The organism is Candidatus Edwardsbacteria bacterium RifOxyA12_full_54_48 (genome assembly GCA_001777915.1).
In the GTDB taxonomy this organism is placed as follows: Bacteria; Edwardsbacteria; AC1; order AC1; family EtOH8; genus UBA2226.
This window is the reverse complement of record MFFN01000004.1, coordinates 632,692-657,910: the sequence shown is the minus strand read 5'-3', so window position 1 is coordinate 657,910 and position 25,219 is coordinate 632,692. Positions and strand designations below refer to the sequence as shown.

General features: G+C 55.2%; 29 protein-coding genes. 2 read left to right on the top strand and 27 right to left on the bottom strand.

The features are described 5' to 3' along the window. The first annotated feature begins 1 nt into the window (after position 1). Both A2273_04635 and A2273_04630 read left to right on the top strand, forming a co-directional pair. A complete protein-coding gene (locus A2273_04635; protein OGF07756.1) occupies positions 2–820 on the top strand; it encodes a hypothetical protein in 819 nt (272 codons plus the stop codon). A gap of 41 nt (positions 821–861) precedes the next feature. Then, positions 862–2,142 (top strand): hypothetical protein, encoded by a 1,281-nt coding sequence (locus A2273_04630; protein OGF07755.1) that lies wholly within the window; start codon positions 862–864, stop codon positions 2,140–2,142. A 59-nt stretch (positions 2,143–2,201) separates the two neighbouring features. Here A2273_04630 and A2273_04625 read toward each other — a convergent pair whose 3' ends face one another. The 27 genes from A2273_04625 to A2273_04495 all read right to left on the bottom strand — a co-directional run bounded on the left by A2273_04625 (position 2,202) and on the right by A2273_04495 (position 25,209). Continuing rightward, on the bottom strand, positions 2,202–2,966 hold the full coding sequence (locus tag A2273_04625) for a nitrilase (GenBank protein OGF07754.1): 765 nt from the start codon (positions 2,964–2,966) through the stop codon (positions 2,202–2,204). Positions 2,967–3,135: 169 nt separating this feature from the next. Further along, positions 3,136–3,426, bottom strand: coding sequence for a hypothetical protein (locus tag A2273_04620; GenBank protein OGF07753.1), 291 nt, complete (start codon positions 3,424–3,426; stop codon positions 3,136–3,138). A gap of 96 nt (positions 3,427–3,522) precedes the next feature. Further along, the gene (locus A2273_04615; GenBank protein OGF07752.1) at positions 3,523–6,471 is read right to left on the bottom strand and encodes a hypothetical protein; all 2,949 of its coding nucleotides are present in this window, start codon (positions 6,469–6,471) and stop codon (positions 3,523–3,525) included. Further along, positions 6,468–6,935 carry a hypothetical protein gene (locus tag A2273_04610; protein ID OGF07751.1) on the bottom strand — a complete coding sequence of 156 codons (468 nt, stop codon included), beginning with the start codon at positions 6,933–6,935 and terminating at the stop codon, positions 6,468–6,470. The genes A2273_04615 and A2273_04610 overlap by 4 nt, the downstream gene beginning before the upstream one ends. Next, positions 6,932–7,474 carry a hypothetical protein gene (locus tag A2273_04605; GenBank protein OGF07750.1) on the bottom strand — a complete coding sequence of 181 codons (543 nt, stop codon included), beginning with the start codon at positions 7,472–7,474 and terminating at the stop codon, positions 6,932–6,934. The genes A2273_04610 and A2273_04605 overlap by 4 nt, the downstream gene beginning before the upstream one ends. Positions 7,475–7,480: 6 nt before the next feature. Next, positions 7,481–8,443: a hypothetical protein gene (locus tag A2273_04600; GenBank protein ID OGF07749.1), complete on the bottom strand. Its 963-nt coding sequence runs from the start codon at positions 8,441–8,443 to the stop codon at positions 7,481–7,483. A 39-nt stretch (positions 8,444–8,482) separates the two neighbouring features. Continuing rightward, positions 8,483–9,151, bottom strand: coding sequence for a hypothetical protein (locus tag A2273_04595; GenBank protein ID OGF07748.1), 669 nt, complete (start codon positions 9,149–9,151; stop codon positions 8,483–8,485). A 2-nt stretch (positions 9,152–9,153) separates the two neighbouring features. After that, on the bottom strand, positions 9,154–9,852 hold the full coding sequence (locus A2273_04590) for a hypothetical protein (GenBank protein OGF07747.1): 699 nt from the start codon (positions 9,850–9,852) through the stop codon (positions 9,154–9,156). 1 nt (position 9,853) lies between these two features. Then, the gene (locus tag A2273_04585; protein OGF07746.1) at positions 9,854–10,312 is read right to left on the bottom strand and encodes an ADP-ribose pyrophosphatase; all 459 of its coding nucleotides are present in this window, start codon (positions 10,310–10,312) and stop codon (positions 9,854–9,856) included. Continuing rightward, on the bottom strand, positions 10,309–10,503 hold the full coding sequence (locus A2273_04580) for a hypothetical protein (GenBank protein ID OGF07745.1): 195 nt from the start codon (positions 10,501–10,503) through the stop codon (positions 10,309–10,311). The genes A2273_04585 and A2273_04580 overlap by 4 nt, the downstream gene beginning before the upstream one ends. Further along, positions 10,493–11,026, bottom strand: a complete 534-nt coding sequence (locus A2273_04575; GenBank protein ID OGF07744.1) for a hypothetical protein — start codon at positions 11,024–11,026, stop codon at positions 10,493–10,495. The genes A2273_04580 and A2273_04575 overlap by 11 nt, the downstream gene beginning before the upstream one ends. Continuing rightward, positions 11,010–11,420 carry a hypothetical protein gene (locus A2273_04570; protein OGF07743.1) on the bottom strand — a complete coding sequence of 137 codons (411 nt, stop codon included), beginning with the start codon at positions 11,418–11,420 and terminating at the stop codon, positions 11,010–11,012. The genes A2273_04575 and A2273_04570 overlap by 17 nt, the downstream gene beginning before the upstream one ends. Beyond that, complete coding sequence (locus tag A2273_04565; GenBank protein ID OGF07742.1) at positions 11,417–12,202, bottom strand: methyltransferase; 786 nt, start codon at positions 12,200–12,202, stop codon at positions 11,417–11,419. Before A2273_04565 ends, A2273_04570 begins: the two co-directional genes overlap by 4 nt. Then, positions 12,195–12,812, bottom strand: coding sequence for a hypothetical protein (locus tag A2273_04560; GenBank protein OGF08028.1), 618 nt, complete (start codon positions 12,810–12,812; stop codon positions 12,195–12,197). The genes A2273_04565 and A2273_04560 overlap by 8 nt, the downstream gene beginning before the upstream one ends. Before the next feature lie 41 nt (positions 12,813–12,853). Next, positions 12,854–13,420 carry a hypothetical protein gene (locus tag A2273_04555; GenBank protein ID OGF07741.1) on the bottom strand — a complete coding sequence of 189 codons (567 nt, stop codon included), beginning with the start codon at positions 13,418–13,420 and terminating at the stop codon, positions 12,854–12,856. Beyond that, entirely contained in the window at positions 13,413–14,195 is a 783-nt protein-coding gene (locus tag A2273_04550) for a hypothetical protein (protein ID OGF07740.1), read from the bottom strand. The genes A2273_04555 and A2273_04550 overlap by 8 nt, the downstream gene beginning before the upstream one ends. Continuing rightward, entirely contained in the window at positions 14,182–15,831 is a 1,650-nt protein-coding gene (locus A2273_04545; protein ID OGF07739.1) for a hypothetical protein, read from the bottom strand. Before A2273_04545 ends, A2273_04550 begins: the two co-directional genes overlap by 14 nt. 90 nt (positions 15,832–15,921) lie before the next feature. Continuing rightward, positions 15,922–16,683, bottom strand: a complete 762-nt coding sequence (locus A2273_04540; protein ID OGF07738.1) for a hypothetical protein — start codon at positions 16,681–16,683, stop codon at positions 15,922–15,924. A gap of 152 nt (positions 16,684–16,835) precedes the next feature. Beyond that, complete coding sequence (locus tag A2273_04535) at positions 16,836–17,381, bottom strand: hypothetical protein (protein ID OGF07737.1); 546 nt, start codon at positions 17,379–17,381, stop codon at positions 16,836–16,838. 81 nt (positions 17,382–17,462) lie between these two features. Continuing rightward, the gene (locus A2273_04530) at positions 17,463–17,942 is read right to left on the bottom strand and encodes a hypothetical protein (GenBank protein ID OGF07736.1); all 480 of its coding nucleotides are present in this window, start codon (positions 17,940–17,942) and stop codon (positions 17,463–17,465) included. A 12-nt stretch (positions 17,943–17,954) separates the two neighbouring features. After that, positions 17,955–18,617 carry a phosphate transport system regulatory protein PhoU gene (locus tag A2273_04525; protein ID OGF07735.1) on the bottom strand — a complete coding sequence of 221 codons (663 nt, stop codon included), beginning with the start codon at positions 18,615–18,617 and terminating at the stop codon, positions 17,955–17,957. Between the two features lie 544 nt (positions 18,618–19,161). Next, the gene (locus A2273_04520) at positions 19,162–19,917 is read right to left on the bottom strand and encodes a phosphate ABC transporter ATP-binding protein (protein ID OGF07734.1); all 756 of its coding nucleotides are present in this window, start codon (positions 19,915–19,917) and stop codon (positions 19,162–19,164) included. A gap of 122 nt (positions 19,918–20,039) precedes the next feature. Next, on the bottom strand, positions 20,040–20,801 hold the full coding sequence (locus tag A2273_04515; protein OGF08027.1) for a phosphate ABC transporter ATP-binding protein: 762 nt from the start codon (positions 20,799–20,801) through the stop codon (positions 20,040–20,042). A gap of 7 nt (positions 20,802–20,808) precedes the next feature. Then, positions 20,809–21,645, bottom strand: a complete 837-nt coding sequence (locus tag A2273_04510) for a phosphate ABC transporter, permease protein PstA (GenBank protein ID OGF07733.1) — start codon at positions 21,643–21,645, stop codon at positions 20,809–20,811. Next, complete coding sequence (locus A2273_04505) at positions 21,642–22,499, bottom strand: phosphate ABC transporter permease subunit PstC (protein OGF07732.1); 858 nt, start codon at positions 22,497–22,499, stop codon at positions 21,642–21,644. The genes A2273_04510 and A2273_04505 overlap by 4 nt, the downstream gene beginning before the upstream one ends. Positions 22,500–22,517: 18 nt before the next feature. After that, the gene (locus A2273_04500) at positions 22,518–23,315 is read right to left on the bottom strand and encodes a hypothetical protein (protein OGF07731.1); all 798 of its coding nucleotides are present in this window, start codon (positions 23,313–23,315) and stop codon (positions 22,518–22,520) included. A gap of 286 nt (positions 23,316–23,601) precedes the next feature. Beyond that, a complete protein-coding gene (locus A2273_04495; protein ID OGF07730.1) occupies positions 23,602–25,209 on the bottom strand; it encodes a hypothetical protein in 1,608 nt (535 codons plus the stop codon). Positions 25,210–25,219 lie beyond the last annotated feature (10 nt).

Sequence of the window (25,219 nt, the reverse complement as noted above, 5' to 3'; positions counted from 1 at the left end):
CATGAAGAGAATCCTGATATCCCTGGCCGTCCTGGGGCTGGCCGTATTCGGCTGCGGGAAGAAATCATCCGATCAGCCGGCCATTGCCCGGGTCAACCAGGCGGTGCTGGTTCAGCAGGATTTCAATGATATCCTGCCCGAGGGGATGACCAACGTCACTCCGGCCCAGAAGGAGGAGTTCGTCCGCCGCTGGGTGAACACCGAGCTGTTCTACCAGGAAGCCCAGAAGAAGGGGCTGGACAAGGAGCCCAAGATAGCTAAGCAGATCCGCGACCTGCAGAAGGAGATCCTAGCCAATCAGTTCATCCAGAAGGAGATCGTGGAGAAGCTGAAGGTCAGCGACACCGAGGCCAAGGAATATTTCGAGGCCCACCAGGAGGAGTACCAGGCGGAGGTAAAACTCAGCCAGATCCTCACCGCCACGGAAGACCAGGCCCAGATGGTCAAGGCCTCCCTGGACAATGGCGAGGATTTTGCCAAGCTGGCCCGGGAAAAATCACTGGATCCCACCACCAAGGACAAGGGCGGAGACCTGGGGATATACCTGCGGCGCGGCAGCGGCCAGATCCCGATCGATTTCGAGGAAAAGGTCTTCTCTCTAAAGAAGGGCGGAATATCAGAACCCATCAAGCTGTCGGACGGCTACCATATCATGAAGGTCACCGACCGCCGCCCCTCCCAGAGTGTCAAGTTCGAGGACATCCGGGAGGATCTGGTCTACGGGCTGACCATGCTCCGCCAGAAGACACGGTTCGACAATATCAGCGACAGCCTGAGGCTGGCCTCCAAGGTGGAGAGCCATCCGGAATTGATAAAATGATCCCCAGATCAAATCACGCCTAATATTTACGAGAGGTAATAATGAAGATTTCCAAGACCCTGCTGGCTCTATTGCTGTTGTTGGGCGGCATTGCCCGGGCCGGCGACACCCTGGATGCCGTCATCGGGAGGGTGGGCGACCAGCCGATCCTCAAGAGCGAGGTGGACCGCCAGGTCCAGCTTTACCGGATGCAGGTTCCCCAGGATCCCACCCCGCTGGATTCACTGCAAAAGATGGCCCTGGAGCAGAAGATAGAGAACTACGTGATGCTGGCCCAGGCCAAAAAGGAATCCATTTTTGTAAAAGACACCGAGATAGACGAGATACTGGACCAGCGGATCGCCGAGATGAGGTCCCAGTTCCCCACCGAGGAACAGTTCAGCGCCCAGCTCAAGATCGAGGGCACCACGGTGGCCCAGCTCAAGGCCAAACACCGCAGCGACGTCAAGAACATGCTGATCGTTCAGCGATTGATCGACCGGAACCTTCGCTCCCAGGTCACCCCGCCGACCACCAAGGAGCTGGAGGCTTTCTTTGCCAGCCACAAGGATTCCATCCCCGGCGAGCCGGAGAAGGTCGATCTGTCGCATATATTGATAACTCCCAAGCCGGGCCAGAAATCCAAGACCGATGCCCAGGCCAAGGTCCAACAGGTGTTGAACCAGCTCAAGCTGAAAAAACCATTCGCCGAGGTGGCCAAAAAATATTCGGACGATGAAGGTTCCGCCGTCAAGGGCGGCGATCTGGGCTGGTTCGGGCGCAACCAGATGGTGCCGGAGTTCGAGCAGGCGGCCTTCGCCCTCAAGCCGGGGCAGGTGTCCGGCGTGATCGTCACCCAGTTCGGATTTCACATCATCAAACTGCTGGAGAAGAAGGGCGACCAGGTTCACGCCGCCCACATCCTGATCATGGTGGCCCCCTCGACGGCCGATATTGCCCGGGCCAAAAGGACCGTCACCGCCCTGCACGAGAGGGTGATCGTGGGCAAGGAAAATTTCAACAAGCTGGCCAAGACCTACTCCGACGATCCCGAGGCCAAGAACACCGACGGCAAACTGATGGGCATTCCGGTGGAGGGCTTTCCGGCCGAGATCAAGGACGAGCTGGCCATCCTGAAGGAGGGCGAGGTCAGCGATGTGATCGAGACCCCCACCGGTTTCCATATCGTCAAGCTGGAAAAGCGCTACCCGGCCAAGACCCCCACCCTGGAATCGGTGAAGGACCAGTTGGTGGAGTATTTGAAATCCAAAAAGATGCAGGAGCTCTACGAAGCCTGGATGAAGAAGCTGAAGGCCCAGTACTTCATCGAACGCAAATTATAAACGCGATACAAACAAAAAGCCCCGCCAACGGCGGGGCTTTTATATTCAGAAATAAAACATCATCCTGATGGGATTTTTGCCGTCAGCATCCCCTCTTTCCAGCCGGCCGACTGAGCCAAGCACCTGCCATCAGGGGAAAACAAATAGCCCCCTCCCGGGAAATCCTCGTCCGTCGTCCGGCCGGCCTGGGTGGCCACCGCAATATGGATGCCGTTGTCGGCGGCATATTTGCCCAGCTTGCCGAAGCATTCTCCCCTCCACCAATCGTAACCCTCCTGCCAGTTCCTGGTTTTCTGGTCTCCGTAAAGGCCTGGGGCGGCGCACTCTATGACCATTTTGGCCCCCTGGCGGGCCAGCTCTTTAAAAATGTTTCCATCATCGAGATCGGCACAGATTGACAAACCGTAGGTCAGGCCTTTAATGGCAAATATCGGCTGTTCCTCTCCCGGACTGAACCGTTTTATCTCATCCTCCTTGACGGTCTTCTTGCGGTAGTATCCCTTGATCGATCCGCCTTCCGCAACAAATTGGGTGATGAATGGTTTGTCTGCGTTATTTTGCTCCACGAACCCGGCGATGATGGTAGTATGGTATTCCCGGCTTAACCCGTTGATTTCTTTGATGGCGGGATGGTCCCGGGAGATGACCGCCTCCGGATGCTGCCGGGGGTCGATATATCCGGTGATGTTCATCTCGGGAAAGCAGACGATGTCGGCCTTGGCACCTTTGGCCTGGTCAAGATATCGGCGCATCTCTTTTATATTGTCTTCTATGGCCGCCTTCTGGCAACGCATCTGGACCAGGGCCAGGGTCAGATATTTCATGCCTTTTTATTGCCTGATAAAATAATGCATTACCTTCCTGTCGTCTCGATACGCCGGTTCAGAGTGGAGGTGCTTTATAGCGCCTGATTCTGTCCGGCACTCGACGACCAGGCTTAACAATATTAAGTGCGCTGAAAAAATAACAAATATTAACCCTGGCGGTTTTTTATTAGCTTTTTCTAAAAATTTTCTTGGCCAGCTTTGGTAACTCTGAAAACTCGCCCATTATTAATGATTTTTTCTTTTTTCGACTCCAGTTTTGTATCTGCTTTTCCCGATAGAATGCCTGATCTATTCTGGGATATTCTTCATAATAAACCAAATCAACCGGCAACCGTTTTTTTGTGTAGTTCGCCCCCACACCACTTTGGTGTTCGTTCAGTCTTTTTTTGAGGTTCACTGTACTGCCGGTATAATAGGTGCCATCATTGCACTTAAGTATGTACATGTAACCCATCATAGACATAACTCAATCTGTGCTTAATGACCAAAATCGGACAATCGTATTTTTCGGTTACCGAGTTAGCCAAAGGCTAGTATCGAGGAGACCGAATATTTAAAACTTTATCCCCATCCCTTCCCCGCTGCCGCCGAAGCCGATGGTCCACCGCCAATCGAACTGTTTCTTGCCCTCTTCGGGTTTATTTATCCACAGCGGGAACATCAGCCGCATGGGCCCCAGGGCCAATGACAGCCCGGCATCGGCCCGGATGCTTCCGGCGGTGAACTCCAACCAATCGTTGGACACCTGCCCGGCCCCGGCGAAAAGTGACAGCGGGCTTTTCATAACCGGCAGGGTCAGGTTGACCGCCCACATATTCCGGCCCCGGATATGGGTGCCGTAATATCCCGGCAGATTGGCCCCGCCGTCCACGTGGTAATGCTCCTGGGTGGAGAACCAGTCCTTTCCGGAGGCCAGCATGTTGTCCAGGCCGGTGGTCTTGAAACTCCCGGCCAGAAAGAACTGCTCCTGAGCCGGGGCCGGCCCCTGGATGTAACCGACAGTCAGCCGGAATCTGGGGTTGATATGTTTATTGATCCTGACGTTGAGCTTCTCCTCCAGTTCGAATTTGAGATAATTATTGATATCCGATTCCGGCCGCTGTATGTATCCTATCGTTATCCGGCTGAGGAACGATGACCGGCCCCAATGCCGGGTCAGGCCATAACCCCGCTGGGCCATCAGGCTGACCACCGCTGCGGTATCGACATCCCGGGGGTCCCAGAAGCGGTAATCCTTGTAGCGGGTATAATCCAGCTTCAGGTCGAAGCTCTCGGTGGGATCCAGCATCAGCCGCGGCCCCCAGGTCCGTTTGAGCCCGATCCCGGCGTAGTTGATGTCGAAGGCCGAGCCGGCGGTAAGATATGCCCGGGGCGGTCGGGGGCGCAAGCCCACCGGGGTCTGGTAATCGAAGCTGAAGCTGATCTCTTTGGACTTGAAGCCGTAGAAGGGCGAGAAGGTCCACTGATGATGTCCCACCATGGGATCGCCGTCGGCCAGGTAGGCCCCGTGCAGCATGGTTCCCAACCTAAAACCGTTGACATTATCGTACCAGGGAACCGGCAGCCAGAACATGTTGTACGATTCGAAGGACGGCAGGCGGGGACCCAGGGTTACCCTGTATCTGCGGGGCCGGCAGTTATTCCAGCGATTGGTCTCCAGTAAAACATTGTCGGGATCGATCACTGCGGAGACCAGCTTTCCGTCGGTCTGCAGAAGAAAGGTTGTATCCCTTCCCCTGCCGCTCCATAAAACGTCGTATTTTTTATTGATGGCATCCTCGGCTGAAAATGCCGCCGGGATGGCCAGATTCCCCTTTCTGGCCAGGGTGATACTGTAGGTATTTCTTTGTTCCTTTATCTGACGCACCGAAGCCACCGAGTAATCGCTCATTCCGGTGGTTTTTAACCAGGGGGCAAAATATGGCTTGACGTCTTTTTGTGAATATTTTTCCACTGCTTCATAGAATTTTTCAGTACCGACATGTCGGAACTGGTTGTCGCGGTAATAACCCTGCATCACCCGGTCGAAAGTAGAATTCCCCAGATATCCTTTTAGCCACCACATCATGGCCGCCGGCTTCATGTAGGCGCTGGCGGCATACTGCCCCATCTCCCCGGAGATGCAGGCCCTGGCATCGACCGGCTGGTCCATTCTATTGGCAGAATAAAGGTAGGGAATCATCCGGCCCACGTTCCGGTTGCTGGCCTCGGGCAGCAATTTTCTTAATGATTCCTTGGCCAGGTAGTTGCCGGCCGGCCCGTATTTCTCCTCAAAATATCTCTGCTCCGAAAAGGAGTTGATACCCTCGTCCAGCCAGGCCTGGTCCATCTCGTTGTTGCCCAGGATGCCGTAGAACCACTGGTGGCCGATCTCGTGCATCACCACCATCTCCAGGGTCCGGGTGTATTGGTCCTCGCCGGTGGAAACGATCACCAGATTGGGATACTCCATGCCGCCCCCGGCCGCCATGTCGCCGTCGCAGACCGTCAGGGCGGGGTAGGGGTATTGGCCGTACCACCTTCCATAATGATCCAGGGCGTCCTTGGCATACTGCATCACATTTTTCCAGCGTTCTTTATCTTTAGGGCGGACCAGAACCGTGATGCCGATATCCCCGTGCTGCTCGGTGGTTTCGATGTATTCCGGATCGGCGCACCAGGCAAAATCATGGACATTGTCGGCGGCGAACAGGTGATATCCCGCTATATCGTCTAACGGCTGTCCCTGGTCGTCGTATTCAAGCACCTGCGATCCGGTGGCGCCTATTTTGAGGTCTTTCGGGGTCTCCAAACCGACTTGGAAAGATCCGTAATCCCCGTAGAATTCCCCGATGTAGTGGTAGCCGTCGGCGTGCCAGCCCTTGGCATCATAAACGGCGATCTTGGGATACCATTGGGAGATCTCGTAATGAGTTCCCTCATGCCCCATCCGGGAGAAGAATTTCGGCACCTTGACAGTAAAATCGAAATAGAAATCTACTGAATCACCGGGAGCCAAGGGAATTGGCAGTTCCAGGCTGGCCGAGGTGGAATCCAGCTTATATTTTGGTTCTTTGAATTTTTTATTAACAGCCGGGTGGGTGCCTCCGTAATCACCGAATATCGCCATTTCATCCGCTCGGCCGCCCCGGATAAATGGGACACCATATTCTGGGCCGTATTTGAATACTGCGGTGCTGTCGGACACCAGCAGGGAATTTATCTTGATCCATCCCTTATCCTCCGGGGAGGAGTGCCGGGACCGGTAATCCTGCTGCTGCTCGGCCTCCCGGGCGAAGAAGGAGGAGTTGTCCCGGTAGGCATTGGGATACAGGTGGAACCAAACAGCGGTCAAAGTATCCGGCGAATTGTTGAAATACCGCAGGTGCTGGGTGGCATATATCCTGTGCTCTGCCGTATCCAGCCGGGCTTCGATATTATATTCCACCCTCTGCTGCCATGCCTGGCAAACGCCGGCAAAGACAAGGAGCAGGACGGCTGTGAATGAATGGATCTTTTTCATTTTGGCTCCGAATCATTTTTGATGGTTTCTTTTTGGGCTATTTTCGCCACTTTCACCTTGTCCCTAAGCACCGCCATTATCTGGTCCCGGTGTTTTCCGTATTGAAGATAGATGCCCCGGAAATTCTCCAGCCAGGTCTGTTTGGCAAAGGGCGACAGCAGCACCCCGTTCTTGTCGGGATAATAACTGTTGATCTGCTCCCACTTGCGGGTGATGGTCACCCCGCCACGCTTCATGCTTACCCCCTGCTGGTCGAAGGTATACCGGGATTTAAGAAAGAACGGGAACTCCGAGGAGAACAGCAGCAAAAAACCCAGCCCGGCCCACAGCCAGGACTGCATCAAAAGATAGATGACCAGCATCGCCAGCGGCGGGGTCAAAATGGCTATCAGGGCCTTGGTTTTTGATTCCGCCAGCGGGAAGACGGTCCATTCTAAAATCACCTTGCTTTTCTCCTCGGTCATTTCGCCTCCTTGATCTGTTTTCGGTAATCGTCCTTCAATGCTTGGAAATATCTAAAAGCCTCGGGGCATTGGTAGTCGGGGTAGGTCCATTCCAGCGGCTTGAATCCGTCGCCCCGGTAGATGAGGGTGACATCCCCGTATATTCCCTGGCCCAGGTAGACCCGGTGGGAAAAATCCTTGCAGGAGGCCAGTATCACCCGGGCCTCGTTTACATATCCGGGATCGATGTTGACTATCCGGCCGGTGCCTTCACTGGCCTTAAGGTATTCATCCTCCAGTTGGTTCGATAGCAGCTTAAGCTCCGGCAGTTTTCCGGGATCTCCCAGCTGGTGCAGGCTCCACCAGGCCCGGAAAAGTTTTGGGCCCATCTCCGGGGAATAATAATCGGTGGAGCCGCTGAAATCCAGCACCGGGCTTTTGCGGTCGATGGTGCCGAAGCGTTTCTGCAGTTCCCGCTCCAGATCCCACAGGCTCACCTCCTGGGAGTAGATCAGGCCCAGGAAGAACTTGACCGGCTTAACGCTCCTGACTATTGCCATAGCAATTCAGGTCCGCTTGAAATATTTTTTGATATATAGAAGATACGCAATAAAGGTTATAGCAGAAATTATCATAACCGGGATCTGATAGTTCCAGACAAATTGCATCCAACTTTGACCAAATTTAATGTTTTGATCATTGCCGGTAAATGAAAACATTCGAACCATATCTTCCTCTGAAAGAGTAAAGAGGAAGGCGGCAGACCAAAACAACGTTGTCGCAATCGATACCCACCAAGCTCGAATATCTAGTTTATAAAAACCGTAACATATATAACCTGCTATAACTGCAGCAGCTAACATAATAAGAATTGCAGGCACCCCGGTAATCAAGTGACCAAAGGCATAGGTAACACCCATAAATGAAGCAGGTAGCGTCAATACAGCGCTTACCCCATAGAACAGGCTTATTGCCAGCACCGGGGGAGGACAGGCATCGGTCCAGGCCGGACCGGGATCCTTTGCCTCTATGGTCCGCTTTACTGCATTTTGGGAATAGAACCATACCAACAGCCCGGGCAGCAGGACCATGAAAATAAATGACACTGTTCCGGATACCGCGATCACGATATTGATGATGCTTGATGGGGCCGACACATCAGGCGGCATGAAATATCCCATCATCCTGGGCAATAGGAAAAATATCAGGGCCGTGACCATCAAGCCCAGCAGCAACCACACCCAGCCGATGGAGAGAAGCACCGGCCGCACCCAGCGTTTAAGCCGGATGGAATCGATCCCGGTCCACAGAAAGGTCCCTCCCAGGAACAGGTAGGTCAGCAGATTGACGGCCAGAGAGAAGGCCCAATATCCGGCCGACTGCCCGGCGCCGGCGGACCGGCCCATTACACTGCCCAGCACAGCCAACGGGATCATCAGCAGGTTAAAGGCCCCTAAAATTATCAGCACCACCCCGAAGGCTTTTAATCCGCCTGATCGGTCCTTGAATTCATCGCTGTTTATATCCATTTATTTTTATCCCTTTTCGTGTATTTCGTGGGAAAAGTTCTATCCCCGGCATACCTTGACGCACACTCCGCAGATATACTGCCCGATGCCCGGCAGGTGCGAGAACTCCCTCAGCTGGGCGATGCACTTGGGCTTGTCGTAGCCCTGGTCCGATATGGCCCCGGCCGGGCAGGCCTTGATGCAAAGCTGGCAACTGCCGCAGGATCTTTTGACGGGGCTTCCCGCCTCCAGCGGCATGTCGGTCAGAACGGTTACCAGCCGAAGCCGGGCCCGGTGTTCGGAATGGATGAACAGGGCCGACTTTCCTATCCATCCCAAGCCGGCCTGAACCGCCACGGCCTTGTGGGACAGGTGGCCCAGGTGCTTCTCCCAGTCTATGGTCTGCGAGGCCGGAATGGGCAGGGCTTTATAACCGTTGGATTGGATGCAGGCTTCCAGCCTGGCCCCGGCCCTGTCCAACGTATAGTTGGCCACCTTGTAGTGGTGCTTATACAACAGGGTGGGCCGGTCGGCAATATCGTCTAGGGTGGGATCGGAAAGACGGAAGCCTATTGATATTCCGTATTTTAGCCCTTCGGCGGCCCGGACGATATCGGGGTGAAATGTTTGTCTGATGGGGTCAAGCTCGGCCACGCCGAAGACGGCCATCCCCTCATCCAGGGCGATGGCGCGGAGATTTTCGGTATTTATCCTGCTGTCTTTTTCCATGGTTATTTTATCGTGACTATCATCAAAGCGATCTTCAAGACCAACGGCGAAATAAAAATGGCCGGAAGCAGGTTGGCCACTTTCAATTTTATGTCAAGTATCAGGTTGAGGGCCACCCCCAGCAGCAGTATCCCACCCACCGCCGACATCAGGTTGACATAGGGCATTGGCAACAGTCCCTTGAATATTATGGCTGTCACTGTCAGCAATCCCTGATATACCAGGACCGTCCCGGCCGAGAATATCACACCCAGGCCCATGGCCGAGGCCAGAGCAACCGAAGCAATGCCATCCATCAGCGATTTGGTGAATAGCACGGTATGGTCCGCCCTAAGTCCGCTCTCCAGGCTGCCCACTATGGCCAGGGGTCCGACGCAGAACAGCAGCGCGCTGGCCACAAATCCCGGCACGAAAGACGAACCGGCATCCCGGGAATATCTTTCCCTGAGTTTTCGACCCAACGATTCCAGTTTTTCGTCCAGCTTCAATAATTCGCCTAGCAGTCCTCCCAAAACCAGTGATATAAGTACCGGCAGCATCCGGTTGCTCTTAAAGGCCAGATCCAGCCCGATGACGATGGTGAACAGGCCGATGGCTTTCATTACTATCTCGGAATATCGGGCCGATAGTTTCCGATGCAGCAAGAGCCCCAGGACGCTTCCTGCAATTATGGCTCCGGTGTTGACGACTGTACCCAGCATATTATTCAAAAATCTTTCTGATCATATCGGTATTATCTTCTATCAGCGCTCCCTGCTCCGGCCAGAACATTTCGGGCAGGGCATCTATCGGAAACCATTTCACGATGTACTGGTGTTCCGGATCGCTGGGGCTGGTCTCCTCCTGACTGGTGGTGAATAGAAAGTAGTGCATGGTGCCCCAGGAGCGTTTCCGGAAATCCAAGCGTCCGATCGATCCCAGGCTTTTAACCAGCTTTAACTCCGTGAAGCCCGCTTCTTCGGCTATCTCCCGCCGGGCGGCCTGCTCCAGATTCTCCCCGGATTCAACATGGCCCTTGGGAAGGATGTATTCCTTAAATCCCGGCTCGGTGACCAGCGCCACCAGGATCCGATCTCCAACCTTTCTGACCACCACCCCGCCACAGGAGGTATGCTCGGCTATACCCGGCGGCTTGACATACCAGCTTTGGTCTATTCTCAACGTTTCTGATCCTTGATGAAGGCTTCTATTGATCGGTCGCAGCTTCTTTCAATTTTTTCCGAGAAATAACAGGCCGGCAGCTGGTCCATGGCCCGGTGATAGGCTATACATTCGCAGCAGACCCCCTTGCGGGAGCACGGCTGGTAGCTGCAGTTGCAGCTTTTTAGGTTATTTATCTTATTACACTCCATCTTGTATCCTTTTGATTTTCCCGGCTGAGCTCATTGCGTTAATAAATTGTTCCGGCTTCTGGGTCCCGATCAATATTTTTCTGCCATCGGTAAGAACCAATTGCAACCCCTGGTTTCCTGAAACATTGTAGGCCAGCCCTCCGATCCCCCGCTTGATCCCCCACCCGCCGTATTCCATTATCGGCCGGTAGGTGCGAATTGAACATTCACTGATATCCGAAAATGATATTACTGCAGGTTTCCTATGGAGTGGCAAGAATTGGATGGAGAGGCCCTGGCTGGTGACCCGGGTGATCAACTTTAGGTAAACAAATAGCCCGGTTATGCCAAGGCACAGCAGGGAGACCAGGATCAAACCGAACCAGTCGGCAGGTCCGCTGGTTTGAGGCCGTACCGGACCTAAAAACTGCGCAAAAAACAATGTGAAGAAAAAAACATCCATTCCGAGTATGATGATCCACAGCCAGACTTGGCCAAACCGCTGCTCTTCGCTGAAAATGGCAGGTTCAGCTTGCCGTTCCATCTTTTTTTCTTCCCTTCAACAGCTCGGACTTCTTCTTCCGGAACTCTTTGCCCTTATCCCTCCGCTCCCTTTTCAGCACCGGGCGGCTGGTCTGGTCGATCACCCAGTTGAGAAACGGAACGTATCCGTCCTTCATCTTCCACATCACGATCTGGGGGGTCTGGTCGGAATGCAGTTGTTTGATGCGTGATTCTATCCGTTTGTAAAAATTCCGCTCGGCCTGAAAGAACACCGCCCATTCGGCCCGCTGCTCGATCTTCCCCTGCCAGCGGAACAGGGATTCGGCCTGAACCATATTGGCCCCGGCCACTAATTGTTCCTCCAGCAGGGTGCGGGCCGTTCTTTCGGCCAGCTCCCGGGAAGGAAAGGTGGAATAGATGATTATACAATTCATGGTTTCCTGCAACGTATGATTAAAAAATATGCCACAATGGAGGCATCGGCCACATCCGGACACTTATTGGCGGTTTCTTCATCGGGATACGGTTCGCAAAGTTCTTCTATTGTAAATCCGGCCTTTATCAAGAAGTTGATCCAATTGCTCAAGATCAATGTAAAACGAGGGGTCTTGAAAAGTGGGTATTTTTTCTTTTCTTCATCCGGAGCCGCTCCAAATATCCATTTTTCGATACTATCCTTGGGTTGAAGGAAATAATCACCGCAGGCTAAAGCTGATTTCCGGCCGGACTCGTCCCTTAGCCATTTCCATTTCGGGGTGGCAAAACAGGGATGCGATATCGAAAATTGGAAAAACCCGCCTGGTTTAAGAACCCGATATGCTTCACCTATGGCCTTTATCGGATCAGCCATGTCCATTAAACTCATTGTGGCCATGCAGAAATCGAAGCTTCCTTCAGTGAAATCCATTTTCTGTCCCGAGGAAACCTGGTACTTTATTCCCAAAGGGTGCTCCGTCTCCTTGCTTATAGCTTGCTTTATAAAAGCTTCCGATATATCTATTCCTGTTAAGATTGCACCCTGCTGGGCCACTAGCCTTGTGTTATGTCCTTCACCACATCCGATATCCATCCCCTTCTGGCCTTTGACCAAGGGCAACATCTTCAAGAAAGCTGGAGCGTTAACATGATCACGGTATACGTCATACCCGGCCCGGGAAAGAGCCGTCCAAGCCTCGGCATTTTCTTCCCAATATTGTTTGATCTCAGAATCATTCATTATTTACAAAAGCCTTTCCCTTCTCTATCCTCACCACATTTCCCACCAATTCTATATTGCCGTCGTGGACCACCATCCCGTCCCCGTCCTGGCAGGCATAGACCATGGCTTGGTTATCTATGGAGAACTTTTTAACGGCATCCACTTGGTCTTGCCGCAAGTTCCAGTGCGGCAAAAAGTGAAAATCCACCAGGCTCACCGCCTGATGCTGGTCGGTCCGGGATCTATAAAAGACATGCGAGATGTTGATGCTGGGGGTCAGCACTATGGCCCCGGCGCTGATGCCCAGCAGTATGCCGCCTTTATTCAGATATTCTTTCAGCACCGGCCCAAATTTTCGTTTTCTGATAGATCCCAAAAACTGGAACGGATCACCGCCGGATAGATGAATGGCATCACAGGCCAGCAGTTCTTCGGTCTTAGCCGGATCGTATTCCCTGTTCAGGTCGAAATATAAAAGATCCTCTATGCCGTACCTTTTATAATACTGGCACTTCTCGCGATAATATCTCCGGGTGCCGTCCGAAGCCGAAGGGATGTAAGCCAGCTTCGGCCGGTCTTTGTTGATCAGCTCAAGGAACCGCCTGTCCAGCCTTTCGTTCTCCGGCATCACCTGATCGCTGTAGAATATGATGGCTCCGGCGGGCACGATCACAGCCCCGGATATTTAACGAACAGCAGGCTTAACGCCGCCAAAGAGATCCCGCATTTTATCTCGTCCCGGGCCATCATCTGTTTTACCCGGCCAACGGGCAGCCGTACTATCTCCAGTATGGACTCGTCATGCTGCTGGTTGGCCAGCGAGTGCCGGTCCGGTTCCAGTTGATCGGCCAGATAGGCGATGATCTCGGCCGTCTCGTGGCCCAGGGCGGTATAGAAATTTCCCAGCCTCTCTAAACGCCCGGCCCGGATGCCCGTCTCCTCGAATAATTCCCTTCTGACGGACTCGATCTCGGTCTCGCCCTGATGGATGGCCCCGGCCGGCAGTTCCAGGAAGACATCGTCCAGGGGATAACGGTATTGCCTTACCAGGCAGAGGTTCTTTTGGTTGTCCAGGGCGATGACCGCCACTCCCGGCCCCTTCTCCACCACCCCGTAGATGCCGGGCTGCCCGTTGGGATAGATTATCCGGTCCTCGCGGACCGCTATCCACGGGTTTTGATAGGCCTGTTTGGTCCCGACCGTTTTCCAGCCGTGTTTATTTGCCTCCTCACTCATCGCCAAAACCCCTTCGGGGCGCCGGCTGTTCCCAAACGTCTTTGGCAAATGACCGCTCTGGGCTCACGGAGGAGAATTTAACAGTAAGCCCGGTCTGGTCCCGGTAAGAAAATATTTCCACCGCCTGCGGCCGGAAGCTGTTGTTGAAGGGCTTCCAGTCGTTATAGCCGATGCTGTATTCCGGCTTTCCCGTGATATCCAATTGATAGCCGACGATCCTGGCATTATGCCGATCCAGCCGGTAGGTTACGGTGGTGTCCTTTTTGGTAAAGACAAATAGATAGAATTTCTCCGCATCCTGGGCTATGGAATATCGGCCGGCCTCCAGCGGCGGGCGGCCCTGCAAGACCTCCAAAAGTCCTTCGATGCCGATCCCGGCCGCTTTTTCGGCCATCGAATCGACGTCCGATATGGAGCCACTGACGTACAGGGACTTCAGGGGAACATTCAGCCAGGCCTTATCGTCTGATATGCAGGCCGAGGCCAGGCTGATGCCAAAAAATCCGGAGATATCTATCCGGATATGCCGGCTGCCATCCTGGCGCCAGACGAAGTTCAGGGACTGGGTCAGCTTGGGCGAATCGTAGGTTATCTTTCCCTGGGCCGAGAAAGGCTGGTCATCCGTCTTGAATGACGACCAGGCTTTGTTCCAAAGATCTTCCAGGTCTCCTTTTTCAGCCCGTTTGACATGGGCGCACCCGACCATCATGAAACAGAGGACCGCCAGAGTTATGATCCGATGATTAGAACTTGATCTGTTTTTATCTTGCCGCATCTATCTTTTCCTGTATCATTTCCTTGCCGGGATCGAGTTCCAGTGACTTTTGCCACTGCTCGACGGCCTGCTGTTTTAAATTGAGAGATAGGTAAACATCGCCCAGGTGATCCCTTAAAGTGGCGTCCGTTGGCAAAAGGCTGACCGCTTTCTCCAGGCTCTGGCGGGCTTCTTCAAATCGGCCTGTTTTATAAAACACCCAGCCCATGCTGTCAATATAAAAGGCATTATCCGGCTCGGCCTCCAGGGCCCTGGCTACCAGATCTTTGGCTTCCTCCAGGTTGACGCCCTTGTCGGCATACATATAGCCCAGATAGTTCAGCACGATAGCACTCTTTGGATCTAGCTCGAGCAGTTTTTTGAACATTGTTACCGCGTTATCAAAGTCCCCGCTGCGCTCGTAGGCCACCGCCAGACCGAACATCAGATCGGGATCCTTGGGTTTCTTTCGGTACTGATTCTGAAAGAATGGTATGGCCTCCCGGTACTTTTCGGACAGGGAATATCCGGCGCCGATCAAACGGTCAATATCCTGTTTTACTCCCAAACGCCGGGCCTTCTCAAATGCAGCTGCCGCGGAATCCGGCTGGTCCAGGGCCAAGAAGCAATTGCCCAAAGAGACCCAGCCTTCGGCCATTTTGGGCAGCAAGCCGGTGGTCCTCCGAAAATACTGCAGCGCCCGGGGGTAATCCTTCTGCTGAAAGCTTATCCGGGCCACGGTGTAAAGAGCCTCGGTGTTATTGCTGTCGCTCTCCAGGACAGCCAGAAATTGCTCCTGGGCAGGCTGGAAGGCCTGCTGGTGGTAGAACAGCCGGGCCAGCTGCAAACGAAGACCGGCGTTCCCCGGCTCCCTTTCCAGAATGATCATGGCCTGGCGGGCCGCCCACGGGTACTGGTTTACCGACAGCAGCAGGTTGAAGATATGCTTCTGGATGCTCAGGTTTTCGGGATCCAGCCGGGCGGCGGTGCCGTAGAAATGCAGGGCCGAATCCGGCTGCTGGCCCACCTCGTAGACGGCGGCCAGCGATATCCAGGCCCTGATGTTGGAGGAATCCCGGCCTATCACCTGCCGGTAGATTTCTTTGGCCGGTCCGCTCTGCTTGTGGCGCATAAGCATGGAACCCAGCTGCATGATGATGTCCGGGTCGCCGGTCCGCCGGGCGATGCTTTCCATGACGGTGATGGCCGAATCACGGCGGCCCAGGGCCTCGTAAATCCCGGCGGTGGTAATGGAGATGTCCGGGTCGCCCGGCTTCAGTTTGACCGCCGCCTTATACTGCTCCAATGAAAGCTCCAGCTCCCGGGCCATCAGGTAGGCGTTGCCCAGCATCAGGCGGTTGTCGGGATTGTCCGGCTCCAATTTGACGGCCCGCCGGGCATAGAGCACCGCCAGGGTGTCGTTGCCCAGCTCGTAGTAATTCTGGGATATCAGCAGGTTCAACAGGGACGACCTCTTGTCCAGCCGGAGGGCATTCTTGTAAAGTTCGATGGCCGGTTTATTCTGGCCGTCCTGCTCCAGCATGGCGGCCTGCATCACCTGGTCCATCACCGTCTGCTGCGCCTGCTCCGGATTGAGCACCTGGCGCTTGGCGCAGCCGGCCGAAAAGGCCAGCAAAATGATCAATAATTTTTTCACTTTACAACCCCTTTGAAAACTATAAAGGCAAAGCCGGAAAATAAAACATCGTCTATTGTTCCGGCTTGCTGAACGCGATATTGTCGGATCCTAAAAATTATAGGTGGCGCCTTCCATGGCCAGCCGGATCTGGGAATTTTTAAGTCTGGCGATCTCCTTCTGCACCTCCTCCACGAACATGGCCTTGATATGAAAGACGTAGAACGGCACCTTCAGCCCCGATTTGTTTATCTCCTGCAGCAGGGCGTGCGGCGTAAGATGGCCCGACAGGTCGGCCAGCCCGTGAAGCCGGTTGGGAAAAGAGGTTTCTATCAGCACCCCCTTAAGGCCCCGGATCTTCTTGGCCTCCTTCCAGATCTTTTCGGTGGCCCGGGTGTCGGCGGTGTACAGCAGGGAGCTCTTGCCGTCGCTGATGATGAAGCCCACCGTCGGCACCGAGTGGCTGACCCGGATGGCCCGGATGGTGTACTTGCCCAGCTTCACCGGCTTGCCCTCGGCCATGGGCTTCAGCTTGAAGATGGCATCCTTGCTGTTGGGAATGGAGGTGAAATCCGGCCATACCTGGTTGTTGAACAAATGCTCCCGCAGGCCGTCCAGCACCTCCGGGATGCTCATGATCTGGATGGATTTGTTGAGGCTGCCCACTAGGTTGTCGGCCATCAGTAAAAGCCCCAGGCTGTGGTCGATGTGGATGTGCGACAGCAGGACCGCATCCAGCCTCAGCTGTTCGTCAAAGTCCAGCATGGAGGCGGCCGCCCCGGTGTCGATCAGGATGTTTTTGTCCAGCAGGAAGCTGGTCAGACCGAAACCGGGCAGTTTTGATCCCGATGCTCCCAGGACCTTTAGCTTCATCCCAGAACTCCTATAACAGGATTATTAAAAACCATTCATAAAATCATCCGCCGGGGCCTTATGAGCATCCCGGCAGATAACTCTTTGCAATAAATGTAACTTAAACCCATGGCAAAGTCAAGCATAAAATCAGTTCTTTGGCCGGTCAATGGCTATTTGAAATACCGGGCCTTGGCCGGATACTCCTTCAGAAATTGCTCTTTGAGCGGCTGGGGTACTTTCGATATCCGTTTCAACGCCGGGGCCGTCATTTTTTCCCAAAAGGCCTTGACCCCGGAGGCCAGCGGCCGGCGACAGGTGAATGTCCCGCAGCAGTTTTTGCTGCCACAATGACATTCAAAGCCCCAATCCTTATCATAAAAGACCCGGTAATCGCAGGTGGCCTCCTGGCCTTTTTTGATGTCCCGGACCACCACATCAAAACCCTTTCCGGTATCCAGGATATTGGGATCACAGGAATGGTTCATGTAAATGGAATCGCCGCAGGGATTGACCACCGAGCCGTCCTGGCGGGTGTAGGCGTGGAACAACAGCTTTTCCTTTTGGGTCTTGGTCAGCTTGTCGAATTTGGCTTTGGGGATGACGGTGCATTGCGAACACTCATAGAACACCACCGTTCCCTTGGGAATGTCCCGTTTGGCGAAAAGCCCGCAGCCCTTGCCTTTGGTGTTTTTAAGGATGAATAACGGAGCCAGCATTGATCCCCCTTGGCAATGTGTCTTAAAATTCAGTAGGACCCGGTATTGAAAAGATGCGCCGACCGGTCGATCGATTTATCTTCATTCCTTCCCTTTTATCCCAAAATATTCCATCCACTCTTTCACATCTATCTTCCCGGGCCTCTCCTTATCCGCGCCCCGCAGGGTCATCTCCCGCTCCATCTTTTCCAAGAATGCCCCGGAGCCGATCACCTCCACCTGCCGCCCCTTGACATGATGGGCCAGCTCCCGGTCGGAGGTGACCACGGTCAACGTTTTGGTCTTCTTCATAATTGAGGCTTTGTCCTTGATCACCCGGTCGGCGTTCTGGGGCGGCTTGGAGTAAAAAACCCTTATGCCCCTGACCCTGTCTCCCTTGTGCTCCTTCCCTTCCGCCCCGTCGAAGATGACGGTAATGTCATACCCCAATGCCTTCTTATACCCAGCCAAAATGTCCAGCAACAAGGCCCGCCCTTCTTTCTTTTCCTTGAGCAGAACCGGCCTTATCTTGCCGGAGGCGAAAGCCAGATTGTAGCCGTCAATTATGATGGTCTTGGCCATTGGGATCGATGATCACATATCTTGCGCATGATGCCGGATATCCCTGCCCTGCACCACGAAGATGACGTCCTCGGCGATGTTGGTGGCATGGTCGCCTATCCGTTCCAGACTGCGGGCCACCAGGATCAGCTGAATGGCCCGGCTGACCGAGCCGGAATCCTTGGTCATGAACTCGGTCAGCTCGGCCACTATCTTGTCCTTCAGGTCGTCCAGCTGGTCGTCCTGCAGCAGCACCGCCCGGGCCTTGTCGACATTGCGCTCCACGAAGGCGTTCAGGCTGTCCCGGACCATGTCGGTGGCGATGGACACCATCTTGGGGATGTCTATCAGCGGCTTGAGCTGAGGCTCCTGCAGCAGCTTATTGACCACCTCGCAGATGTTGATGGCCTGGTCGCCCAGCCGCTCCAGTTCGGTGTTGATCTTGGAGGCTCCCAGCAGGAAGCGCAGGTCTCCGGCGGTGGGCTGGTAGAGGGCGGTCAATCGCAAGCAGTCCTCGTCTATGCTCACCTGAAGGTTATTGACCTGCTTCTCATTCTCATATATCTGCTTCAACTGATCAGCGTTCCTTTCCACCAGGGCGGTGACCGCGGCGTCTATCATGGCCTCGGCCAGGGCCCCCATCTTCAGCAGCTGCTGTTTCAGCTGGGTCAACTCGGTATCAAAATGTCTTTCCATTGGCGCTCCCCGTTTTTTTTAAGGATTTTTGATATTATCAGCCTTCTATGTTATTTGCCACCAAGACACCAAGCTGAATTAATCTATAAATTAACTTGTAGCCATCAACCGAATCCATCTCTGGCAAACCAGTGGGCTTCGTGGCTCGGCGGCTTTGTGTGATAAATTAAAATTTGAACGCTTAAAAATAAAACTGTCACACAGAGAAGGCCACCTTGCCTGACTGGCTGAATGTGTGAGCATAGCCTTTTGCCACCCCTTCAACCTGCCAAGCGGGAAGAGACCCCAGAGCCTGCACTGAGGTTGGCAAAAATAAAATTTTCGAAGTGGTGACAATGCTCTATTAAGTAATAACGTCGTGTCTTAGTGGCTTTGTGTGATATACCTTCAGTGATCCATCGACAGATTCTTCGACGTGGATAGCTTCAAAGCAAGCCCAGAATGACGCAAATGCCTGGGTTCTCAAAGTGTGCCTAAGTAAATTGATAAATCCTTGGTGGCTTGGTGAGAGAACCTACCTGACTCGATCCGTGTTCCAAAACCATCACCCGTAGCGGCCGGTGATGTAATCCTGGGTGCGGGCGTCCCTGGGGTTGGTGAAGATATTGGCGGTCAGGTCGAACTCCACCATATCGCCCAGCAGCATGTAGCCGGAATATTCCGATACCCGGGCCGCCTGCTGCATGTTGTGGGTGACGATGGCGATGGTGTAACGTTTGCACAGATCCAGCATCAGCTCCTCCACCTTCATGGTGGCGATGGGATCCAGGGCCGAGCAAGGCTCGTCCATCAGAATGACCTCCGGCTCCACCGCCAGCAAACGGGCGATGCATAAACGCTGCTGCTGGTCCAACGGCAGTTCCAGGGCCGGACGGTCCAATCTATCCTTTAAATTCTCCCACAGCCAGGCCCCTTTGAGGCTGCGCTCCACTGTTTCGGAAATGCGGTTCTTATCACTGATCCCGGCCACCTTCAGCCCGTAGGCCACGTTGTCGAACACCGAATGGGGAAAGGGATTGGGCCGCTGGAACACCATGCCCACCCTTTTTCTCAGCTCCGGCACGTTCAGGCCGTGACGGTAGATATTCCTGCCGTCCAGCAGCACCCGTCCGTCTATCCTGACCCCGGCGATCAGGTCGTTCATCCGGTTGAGGCAGCGCAGCAGGGTGGATTTGCCGCAACCCGAAGGCCCGATCAGGGCGGTGATGGAATTCTCCCTTATCGGCATGTCCACCGCCTTAAGGGCCTGGAATTTGCCGTAATAAAGGTTGAGCCGATTTATTTCTATCTTGTTGTTCATTTGATTTCGTTAAAAGCGGAAATAGGTGGATCTTTCGATCTGTATCATGCCGAATGGATTGTTCTTATATCTTGTTTTGACCGGTTAATAACCTTTCGTGTGTTTAGTGGGCAGGTACCTCTTTACCCGAAACGTCCGGTGATGTAATCGCTGGTCCTTTTGTCATTTGGCACGGTGAACAGATCTTTGGTCGGTCCGTATTCGATAAGCGAGCCCATCAGGAAGAAGGCGGTCTGGTCGGCCACCCGGGCCGCCTGCTTGGTGTTGTTGGTGACCAGGATGACGGTGTACTTCTGCTTGAGGATAGTCAGGGCCTCCTCGATCTTGGCGGTGGAGATGGGGTCCAGCCCGGAGCAAGGTTCGTCCAGCAGGATCACCTCCGGCTCCTGGGCCAGGATCCTGGCCAGGCACAGCCGCTGCTGCTGTCCTCCGGACAGGCGCATGGCCGGTGAATTCAGACGGTCCTTGACCTCGTCCCAGATGAAGGCCGACTTCAGGCTGGCCTCCACCAGCTGATCGAGTTTTTTCCGGTCTCCTGCGCCCGACAGCCTGGGTCCGTAGACCACATTCTCGTAGATGCTCTTGGGCAGGGGCACCGGCAGGGCGAACAGCATTCCCACCCGTTTGCGCAGGGCCACCACGTCGGAGTTGGGGTGATAGATGTCCTGCCCGTCCAGCAGGATGCGGCCCTCGATCCGGAAGCCGTGCACCAGGTCGTTGAGCCGGTTCAGGCTGCGCAGGAAGGTGGTCTTGCCTGAGCCGGAAGGCCCGATGATGCCCAGTATCTGGTTGGCCTGGATGTCCATGTTGAGGGACATCAGCAGCTGCTCCGGCCCGTAGAAGGCCTTGAGGTCCTGGGCCGATATTTTTATTTCGTTGCTCATCATGCTATCAGTTGTTCCTGGCCACGAAGCGGTTCATCAGTCCGTAGGCCGTCAGGTTTATCAGCAGAATGGTGATCACCAGGATGGCCGCGGTGCCGTAGGCGTTCTCGGTGGAGATGCCCTCCCGGGCCAGGATGTAGAAATGCACCGACATGGTGCGGACCGAGTCCATCAGCGAGGACGGCATCCGGAGAGAGGAGCCGGCGGTGAAGATCACCGCGGCGGTCTCGCCGATGGAGCGTCCCACCCCCAGCATCACCCCGGTGACGATGCCCGGCAGGGCGCTGGGCAGCACCACTTTCTGGACGGTCTCCCAGCGGGTGGCCCCCAGAGAGAACGACACCTCCCGGAAGGAATTGGGCACCGATTTGATGGCCTCCTCCGAGGTCCGGATGATGGTGGGCAGGATCATGAAGGCCAGGGTCAGTCCGCCGGACAGGATGGACCACCCCATTTGTAGTATGGTGACGAAGAAGATGAAGCCGAAAAGGCCGAAGATGATGGAGGGGATCCCGGCCAGGCAGTCGGCCCCGAAACGGATGATCTTGGTGGCCCGGCTCTCCCTGGTGTATTCGGTCAGGTAGATGGCGGTGCCCACCCCCAATGGCGTGGCGATGGCTATGGCCACCAGGGTCAAAAGGATGGTCCCGACCACCACCGGGAAGATGCCCCCGGCCTTTCCCATGTCCTGGGGGCTGGTCAGCAGGAATTTGAATCCCACCACCGGAAGGCCCTTCTCCAGCACGAACAGGATGATGAACACCAGGATGGCCAGGGTGGCCAGGGTGGCCAGGCCCATCACCAGCTTGGCTGCCATCTGGGTATATTTGGGCGGCACTCTCATCTTTTACCCGCCTTCTTCCTGATGGCCATTCCGGCCAGGGAGTTCAGGATCATGATTATCACCAGCAGCACCACCCCGGTGGCGAACAGGGCCTGGCGGTGCTGCCCGGTGGCGTATCCCATCTCCAGGGCGATGTTGGCGGTCAGGGTCCGGACCGAGTCCAGGGCCGATATGGGGATCTTGACCGCGTTGCCGGCCACCATGATCACCGCCATGGTCTCGCCGATGGCCCGGCCCATGCCCAGGATGATGGCCGCGATGATGCCGGATTTGGCGGCCGGCACCGTCACCATATAGGTGGTCTGCCAATGGGTGGCGCCCAAAGCCAAGGAGCCCTCCCGGTAAGAATTGGGCACCGACTGGATGGAATCGATGGAGATGCTGATGATGGTGGGCAGGATCATCACGCCCAGGATGATGGCCCCGGCCAGCACCGACAGCCCCGGCCCGCCCAGCTGGGAGCGGATCAGCGGGGCCAGCACCATCACCCCCATGAACCCGTAGACCACCGAGGGAATGCCGGCCAGCAGCTCGATGGTGGGCTTGATCACCCCCATCACCCGGCGGGGAACGAATTCCGTCAAAAAGACGGCGCAGGCCACCCCCAACGGGGCCCCCAGCAGCATGGCCCCCAGGGTCACCCACACCGAGGCCACGATCATGGGCCAGATCCCGAACCTTCCGGCCTGGGGCTGCCAGTCGGAGGAAAACAGGAATTTTAGGGGGCCGTAGCTGATGATGAACGGCAGGCCCTCCTTGATGATAAAAAGGGCGATAAGGAGCAGGGCCGAGATAGCCGAAAAAGCTATCCCCGCCAGCACTCTCCGAACGCCCTTCTCGCCTAAGAATTTCATTGGCTGGATAAAATCAATCTATTTGACAGGGATCAGGCCGCTGCTCTTGATGGTCTCCTGGCCCTCCGCCGAAAGCATGTAGTCTATCACCTGCTTGACCGCTCCCTGGGGCTGTCCCTGGGTCAGCAGGAACACCGGACGGACCAGCTTGAACTTTCCGCTGATGATCTGCTCGGTGGTGCACTCCACGCCGTCCAGTCTGACCGGCTTGATCTTCTCGTTTATCAGACCATGCGACAGGTAACCCACCGCATTGGCGTCGTTGGCCACAGTCTCCCGGATGGTGCCGTTGGAGTCCTGGATCAGGGCTTCTTTTATCAGCGATATATCGCCCACTATCTGTTCGAAGGAGGTCCTGGTTCCCGATCCGGCCTCGCGGGATACCACCGTGATCGGACGATCATCTCCGCCCACCTGTTTCCAGTTGGCGATGACCCCATTGAAGATCTCCCGCACCTGCTTGATGGTCAGCCCCTCGATCCTGTTGCCGGGGTTGATCACGATGGCGATGCCGTCCCGGGCCACCTCGGTGGCGGTGAGATCCTTGGCCTCCTCGGGCAGCTGCACCAGGTCGGCCATCCCTATCTGGGCGGTGCCGGCCAGGGCCGACTGGATGCCCACCGCCGAGCCGCCGCCCTGGACGGTGACGTTGATCCCGGGATTTTGGACCATGAACTGGTCGGCCAGCTTCTCGGCGAAGGGCTGGAAGGCGGTGGAGCCGGCCATGATGACCGCCTCCCGCTTCTGGCCGCATCCGGCCAGGATCAGGACCGCCGTCATAAGAGACATGGCGATAAGATTTCCTTTATTCATCATAAGTCCTCAAATAATATTTGTTTTTATAATCGGTATAACCATGTTCCGAGTCGTTTTGACCTCCCCTGTCCCCTCCTTGATCAAGGAGGGGATTTAGGGGTGGTCGTTCGAAAAAATTTTCTGATCCCGCCAAGCCGAAGGATCACCAAATCTGTTGGGTTGACAATCATCTCGGAATGACAATAAACAGATTAAATATCTTAGTGTCATTTCGGCATCGCTCAGTGCATGCTTGGTGGCAAAGGTAAACCCCTATTAACTAAAGACCAATAACTATTTTCGAAAGTTACTTTCCGTTCTGCCCTTCTTTGAGCAGTTTGGTGAGGTCCTTGTTCTTCTGCAGCAGCTCCACCGCCTTCTGGGCCTGGGCGTCGTTCTGCAGCAGGTAGGCGGTGCGGGCCTTGTCGCCGTAAAGCTTGGAGAGCAATTCCCGCTTGATGCCCTGCTTGACGTAATCCCTGCTCTCCTTGAACTCCTCGGGAGTGTATTCTATCTTGTCCTCCTTGAGCAGTTTGGTGAATTCGTCGACCATGGATTCGTCCACTATAAGATCCTTCGGCAGGTTGCTGTGGCCCACCGTGTATTTGATGGCGAACTTGAAGAAGACCGTCTTGCGCTCCAGGTCCATCTGGAAGCGGTTGAGGCGCGGCAGGTCCACCTTGATATCCGGGGTGATGCCGCCGCCGCCGTAGACCTTGCGTTTGAGGCCTCCCAGGGTGGCATAGACCTCCTGGGACGCGGTGGAATCCTCCACCAGGCTGTCCAGGTCGCCCGACTGCCAGGCGCTGTTGTCCCGGTGGATGCAGCGCCCGGAGGGGGTGTAGTACTTGGCGGTGGTCAGTTTGATGGCGATGGAATCGCCCAAGGGCATGACATTCTGCACCGAACCCTTGCCGAAGCTGGTCTGTCCCAGCACCAGGGCCCGGTCCCAATCCTGCACCGCGCCGGCCACGATCTCCGAGGCCGAGGCTGACCCTTGGTTCACCAGCACCACCATCGATCCCTTTTTGGGCCCGAACAGCACCTGGCCCGAGGCCTTGTAATCCTGGTCCGATTCCTTGAGGCGACCCCTGGTGAATACCACCAGGGAGCCGTTATCCAGGAAATTGCTGGAGACCTCCACCGCCTCGTTAAGCAATCCGCCGGGGTTGCTGCGCAGGTCCAGGATCAGCTGCTTCATCCCCTGCTTCTCCAGGTCCTGCAGGGCTTTGGAAAGGTCGGGACCTGATTTCTGTGAGAAGTTGGCCAGCCAGACGTAGCCGATCTTGTCGGCGATGAATCCGTAGTAGGGAATGCTTTCGATCTCTATCAGGGCCCGGGTGATGGTGTAATCCATCAGCTCGCTTACCCCCTCGCGCTCGATGGTGATGGTGACGTTGCTGCCGGGTTCTCCCCGCAGCTTGCCCACCGCCTCGTCGCTGGTGATGCCCTTGGTGGGTTTGCCCTCTATCTTGACGATCCGGTCGCCGGCCTGGATGCCCATCCGCGAGGCCGGGGTCCCGGCCATGGGGGCGATCACCGTCAGCACCTCGTCCCGCACCCCGATCTGGATGCCGATGCCGCCGAAGGAGCCCTGGGTGCTGGATTTTAGGTCCCGGAACGTTTTGGCATCCATGAATACCGAGTGGGGGTCCAGGGTCTCCATCATGCCCTTGATGGCGCCGTAGATCAGCTTCTGCGGGTCGGGGGCGGTGACGTAGCGGTCCAGCACCTGCTTGAAGGCGGTGGAGAATATCCGAAGCTGGAAATTGATCTGATCAAAGCTTCGGCTTTGAGCGAACAGACCTATCGTCCCTCCGGCCAGCACGCTGAACAGCACGACTGCTGACACTATCAAAGCGAATTTACGCCTGGTGATCATGATGAACCTGCCTTTCTGAATACCGTCTTCCATAATAAATATT

Coding starts and splice junctions, on each gene's coding strand:
- A2273_04540 (OGF07738.1), bottom strand. CDS start 16,683: ATGAAGCTAAAGGTCCTGGGAGCATCGGGATCAAAACTGCCCGGTTTC.
- A2273_04560 (OGF08028.1), bottom strand. CDS start 12,812: ATGCCGGAGAACGAAAGGCTGGACAGGCGGTTCCTTGAGCTGATCAAC.
- A2273_04630 (OGF07755.1), top strand. CDS start 862: ATGAAGATTTCCAAGACCCTGCTGGCTCTATTGCTGTTGTTGGGCGGC.
- A2273_04555 (OGF07741.1), bottom strand. CDS start 13,420: ATGAGTGAGGAGGCAAATAAACACGGCTGGAAAACGGTCGGGACCAAA.
- A2273_04495 (OGF07730.1), bottom strand. CDS start 25,209: ATGGAAGACGGTATTCAGAAAGGCAGGTTCATCATGATCACCAGGCGT.
- A2273_04530 (OGF07736.1), bottom strand. CDS start 17,942: ATGGCCAAGACCATCATAATTGACGGCTACAATCTGGCTTTCGCCTCC.
- A2273_04620 (OGF07753.1), bottom strand. CDS start 3,426: ATGATGGGTTACATGTACATACTTAAGTGCAATGATGGCACCTATTAT.
- A2273_04535 (OGF07737.1), bottom strand. CDS start 17,381: ATGCTGGCTCCGTTATTCATCCTTAAAAACACCAAAGGCAAGGGCTGC.
- A2273_04570 (OGF07743.1), bottom strand. CDS start 11,420: ATGAATTGTATAATCATCTATTCCACCTTTCCTTCCCGGGAGCTGGCC.
- A2273_04610 (OGF07751.1), bottom strand. CDS start 6,935: ATGACCGAGGAGAAAAGCAAGGTGATTTTAGAATGGACCGTCTTCCCG.
- A2273_04615 (OGF07752.1), bottom strand. CDS start 6,471: ATGAAAAAGATCCATTCATTCACAGCCGTCCTGCTCCTTGTCTTTGCC.
- A2273_04500 (OGF07731.1), bottom strand. CDS start 23,315: ATGATGAATAAAGGAAATCTTATCGCCATGTCTCTTATGACGGCGGTC.
- A2273_04550 (OGF07740.1), bottom strand. CDS start 14,195: ATGCGGCAAGATAAAAACAGATCAAGTTCTAATCATCGGATCATAACT.
- A2273_04590 (OGF07747.1), bottom strand. CDS start 9,852: ATGCTGGGTACAGTCGTCAACACCGGAGCCATAATTGCAGGAAGCGTC.
- A2273_04565 (OGF07742.1), bottom strand. CDS start 12,202: ATGAATGATTCTGAGATCAAACAATATTGGGAAGAAAATGCCGAGGCT.
- A2273_04625 (OGF07754.1), bottom strand. CDS start 2,966: ATGAAATATCTGACCCTGGCCCTGGTCCAGATGCGTTGCCAGAAGGCG.
- A2273_04510 (OGF07733.1), bottom strand. CDS start 21,645: ATGAGAGTGCCGCCCAAATATACCCAGATGGCAGCCAAGCTGGTGATG.
- A2273_04605 (OGF07750.1), bottom strand. CDS start 7,474: ATGGCAATAGTCAGGAGCGTTAAGCCGGTCAAGTTCTTCCTGGGCCTG.
- A2273_04595 (OGF07748.1), bottom strand. CDS start 9,151: ATGGAAAAAGACAGCAGGATAAATACCGAAAATCTCCGCGCCATCGCC.
- A2273_04575 (OGF07744.1), bottom strand. CDS start 11,026: ATGGAACGGCAAGCTGAACCTGCCATTTTCAGCGAAGAGCAGCGGTTT.
- A2273_04600 (OGF07749.1), bottom strand. CDS start 8,443: ATGGATATAAACAGCGATGAATTCAAGGACCGATCAGGCGGATTAAAA.
- A2273_04580 (OGF07745.1), bottom strand. CDS start 10,503: ATGGAGTGTAATAAGATAAATAACCTAAAAAGCTGCAACTGCAGCTAC.
- A2273_04515 (OGF08027.1), bottom strand. CDS start 20,801: ATGAGCAACGAAATAAAAATATCGGCCCAGGACCTCAAGGCCTTCTAC.
- A2273_04635 (OGF07756.1), top strand. CDS start 2: ATGAAGAGAATCCTGATATCCCTGGCCGTCCTGGGGCTGGCCGTATTC.
- A2273_04525 (OGF07735.1), bottom strand. CDS start 18,617: ATGGAAAGACATTTTGATACCGAGTTGACCCAGCTGAAACAGCAGCTG.
- A2273_04505 (OGF07732.1), bottom strand. CDS start 22,499: ATGAAATTCTTAGGCGAGAAGGGCGTTCGGAGAGTGCTGGCGGGGATA.
- A2273_04520 (OGF07734.1), bottom strand. CDS start 19,917: ATGAACAACAAGATAGAAATAAATCGGCTCAACCTTTATTACGGCAAA.